The organism is Actinomadura sp. GC306, assembly GCF_004348665.1.
Taxonomy (GTDB): Bacteria; Actinomycetota; Actinomycetes; order Streptosporangiales; family Streptosporangiaceae; genus Spirillospora.
Map to the genome: position 1 here is coordinate 1 of NZ_SMKM01000413.1, position 3,650 is coordinate 3,650.

Annotated in this window: 3 protein-coding genes; 2 read left to right on the forward strand and 1 reads right to left on the reverse strand. The window is 71.0% G+C overall.

All coding sequences use genetic code 11. From position 1 onward, the window contains the following. Positions 1–92: 92 nt before the first annotated feature. The gene (locus tag E1200_RS31865; protein ID WP_131956157.1) at positions 93–1,448 is read left to right on the forward strand and encodes an FAD-binding protein; all 1,356 of its coding nucleotides are present in this window, start codon (positions 93–95) and stop codon (positions 1,446–1,448) included. A gap of 105 nt (positions 1,449–1,553) precedes the next feature. On the opposite strand, the gene E1200_RS31870 is transcribed toward E1200_RS31865, so the two are convergent. Then, positions 1,554–2,807, reverse strand: a complete 1,254-nt coding sequence (locus E1200_RS31870; protein WP_131956159.1) for an oxygenase MpaB family protein — start codon at positions 2,805–2,807, stop codon at positions 1,554–1,556. A 172-nt stretch (positions 2,808–2,979) separates the two neighbouring features. On the opposite strand from E1200_RS31870, the gene E1200_RS31875 reads away from it, so the two are divergent. Beyond that, a complete protein-coding gene (locus tag E1200_RS31875; protein ID WP_131956161.1) occupies positions 2,980–3,648 on the forward strand; it encodes a TetR/AcrR family transcriptional regulator in 669 nt (222 codons plus the stop codon). Positions 3,649–3,650: the final 2 nt, after the last annotated feature.

Sequence of the window (3,650 nt, forward strand, 5' to 3'; positions counted from 1 at the left end):
TCAGCGTCCTGTTCGTCCCGTAGAAGTCGCGTGCCGCCCCGCCCGCTGGTCGACGCGGCACGCGACTTCTACGGGACGAACAGGACGCTGACGTGACCGCGCCGGCCCCGCACGCGTGGGACGCGGAGGTCGATGTCGCCGTCGCGGGCGGCGGGGCGTGCGGCGTGCTGACCGCCCTCCGCGCGGCACGCGACCCCGGCCTGACCGTCGCGGTCTTCGAGAAGTCGACCCGCGACGGCTGCAACGCGGCGATCTCCTCCGGCTCCCTCGCCGCCGGAGGGACCCGCTGGCAGGCCGCGGCGGGGGTGGACGACTCGCCGCGCCGGCACGCCGACGACATCATCCGCGCCAGCGGCGACGAGGAGTGGCGCCCGGTGGTGGAGGCGCTCTGCGCCGCGGCGCCGGACCTCGTCCACTGGATCGCCGACACCGGGTACCCCGTCGAACTCGGCCTCGACATGCCCCGGGCCGGGATGACCGCGCGGCGGCTGCACAGCGACACCGGGCGGCTCGGCGGCGCCCGGCTCATGCGCCACCTGCGCGGCCTCCTCGACGGATACGGCAACGCCGCCTTCGTGGACGAGGCGCCCGTGGTCGGCCTCGTGACCGGCGACGGCGGGGTCACCGGCGTCGTCGTCTCCCAGAACGGCGTTGTGCAGCGCGTCCGGGCCCGCAGCGTCGTCCTCGCCACCGACGGCTTCGCGAACAACCCCGCCTTGGTCGAGGAGCACCTGCCGCATCTCGGCACGCCCTTCTACGGCGGCGTCTCCACCTCGACCGGGGACGCGCTCGGCTGGGCGCTGCGGCTGGGCGCGCGGCTGCGGAACATGGGCGCCGGACTGCGTTCCGGCCTGGTCGTCGCCGGCCACGGCACCCGGGTGTCCCCGGCGCTGCCGTTCAACGGCGCCGTCCTGGTCGACCGCGACGGCGAGCGCTTCGTGGACGAGGAGTCCAAGGGCTACTCGTCCATGGCCGGCGTGCTGCGGCGGCGGCCGGGCGAGCGCGCCGCCATGGTCTGGGACGCCGCCGCGATGGCCGCCACCCGCGAGTCCGAGATGATGCGCGAATCCCTCGCCGCGGGCGCCGTCCGGGACTGCCCGACCATCGAGGACCTGGCCGGGGCGCTGGGCCGCACGGTCGAGGAGACCGAACGCGCCCTGACCCCGCTGCCCGGCCGCCGCCGCCTCACCGCGCCGTACCACCTCGCGTGGGTCACCCACGGCCTGCTGACCACGCAGGGCGGCCTGGTGATCGACCCGTGCGGCCGCGTCCTGGACGGCGCCGGCCGGCCGATCCCCGGCCTGTACGCGGGGGGCGGCACGGCCTGCGGCCTGGCCGGCCCCCACTCCGACGGCTACCTGTCCGGCAACGGCCTCCTGTCCGCGTTCGGCATGGGCTGGATAATCGGCAACGCCCTGGCGAGCCGTGCCGGAACCCAGCGGCCGTAGGACGGATCGCAGATCATCTGGAAATGGCTTCGGGCTTGGAATCCGCGGGGATTCCAAGCCCGAATGCGCTGTACCGTCCCGACCGCTGCGGTCAGGCGGCGTCGGTCACTCGTAGTCCGGGTTGTTGCCGGTGGGGATCTCGATGCTGATCGGGAAGTCCGCGCCCGACAGGACGAGCAGGGCCGCCACGCGGATGAGCTCGTCGAAGGCCCAGTAGAACGTCTGGACGACGCCCGGCGCGTCCTCCAGCCTCAGCAGGCCCTCGCGGACGCGGACGAAGGGCTCCCAGCCGACCTCGAAGATCGTGTCCCAGAGCGGGTACCGGCGGATCTTCAGCCAGCCGGCGATCTCGTCGCCGAGCACGTAGCGGGTGAGCGCGCCCAGGATCGGCTTGGTGACGTACCGCAGCGGCCCGCCGGGGACGATCGTGGCCATGTTCAGGAGCATGTCCGCGAGCTTGATGCCCTCGGGGGTGGGAGCCAGGATCGGGTCGAGGACCTGCTTGGCCTGGGAGTTGGCCTCGGACCACGAGTTGGGGATGTACTCGTCCTTGATCCCCAGCATGTGCGCGCAGACCTGCCACGAGTGCAGGAACGCCTCGGAGTCGGCGGCCGGGATCGGCACCTTCCACTTGACCAGGTTCTGCATGACGGTCGTGGGCAGGCTGTGCCAGGTGACCATCATGTCGGCCTGGCTGATCGGCTTCTCCTCGTCCGCGACCCGGTTCCAGTGCGGGGACTGCGGCAGCAGGTGCCGCACGCCCGAGTGGGCGAGCCGGGTCTTGACGCAGGTCACGATCATCTCGCCGTTGGGCCCGTAGGCGTTGGCGGTGCCGATGTCGTACCCGAGCTTGGCGGTCTTGGTGATGCGGTCGCGCATGTCCGCGCCGCCCTTGGAGTAGTACACGGCGCGCGCCTCACGCGGGATGACCGTGCTCATCATCCCGCTGGCGAACCCGTAGGTCACCCCGAGGTAGAGTCCTCGCCTCTCGTTGAAGTCGACCGCCTGCTGGAGCTTGGCGTTGTCGACCCAGGACGGCAGCTGCCGGGCGCGCTCGATGAAGTCGCGCAGGTCGGCGGGCAGACCGCTCGGCAGCGTCTGGCCGTTCTTGGTCCACTGGGCCAGTTTCCGGTTCACGTCGGGGACGACGCCCCGCTCAAGCAGGGAGGCGACCAGCTGGTCGCACTCGTCGTCCCACACGGTCTTGGGGTCCGCGCCGGCGCCGGCGCCCGCCACCGAGCCCTTGGGGGACCACGTCCACAGTGCGGACGCCTGTGCGGGGGTAGCCACGCTCAGTGCGCCGACGGCGCCGACGGCGCCACCCGCGATCAACACATTGCGTCTGCTGGGGTTTTCCATGCCTTGCTCCTCCTCGGGGTGGAAGAGCACCAGCTTGATACGCTGAAACGCGGAGCGCTTCTGTGTATCATCGGTGCTGGAGACAATGTCAGCACACTGTTTCGGCCTTGACAAGACCTAGCGTGACGTTGGCCGGAGAGTCAGGCAGAATCGGTCATCTCAGGAGGCGATCATGGAACGTGTGCTATCGGCGCTCATGGGGAACTCGGGCCAGGAGTCGCTGCTGGAACGCGCGTACACCGACGCGGTCGAGCAGGTCGACGAGATGGACGAGACCCGCGCGAGCGTGCTCGACGCGGCCTATGAGCAGTTCTCCCGGATGGGCATCCAGCGCTCCACCATGGAGGACGTGGCGCGGCTGGCGGGTGTCTCCCGCATTACGGTCTACCGGCGCTTCGTTACAAAGGACGCCCTGGTCGAGCAGGTGGTGCGCCGGGAGTTCCGCCGCTACTTCGACCGCTTCCTGACCGAGATCAAGCAGGCCGAGACCGCCGCCGACCGGGTCGTGCTGGGCTTCGTGAGCGCGTTGCGCGCGATCCGGAGCAACCCCCTGATCGGCGGGCTGAGCGCCGCCGAGCCCGACCTGCTGATGGCCTCCACGATCAGCGACGACGGCCGCACCCTCGCGATCGTGCGGCAGTTCGTCGCGGGCCAGCTCCGCCGCGAGCAGCGCGCCGGCAACGTGTCGCCCGACCTGGACATCGACTTCGTCGCCGAGATGATGGTCCGGGTCTCCGGTTCCTTCCTGGCGATCCCGAGCGAGCTCATCGACCTGGACGACGACGAGCAGGTCTCCGCCCTGGCGAGGCGCTTCCTGGTCCTGTCGCTTATACACATCTGACT

Excerpts from the sequence above, each read along its gene's own strand:
- E1200_RS31870 (WP_131956159.1), bottom strand. The coding sequence starts at position 2,807 with ATGGAAAACCCCAGCAGACGCAATGTGTTGATCGCGGGTGGCGCCGTC.
- E1200_RS31875 (WP_131956161.1), top strand. The coding sequence starts at position 2,980 with ATGGAACGTGTGCTATCGGCGCTCATGGGGAACTCGGGCCAGGAGTCG.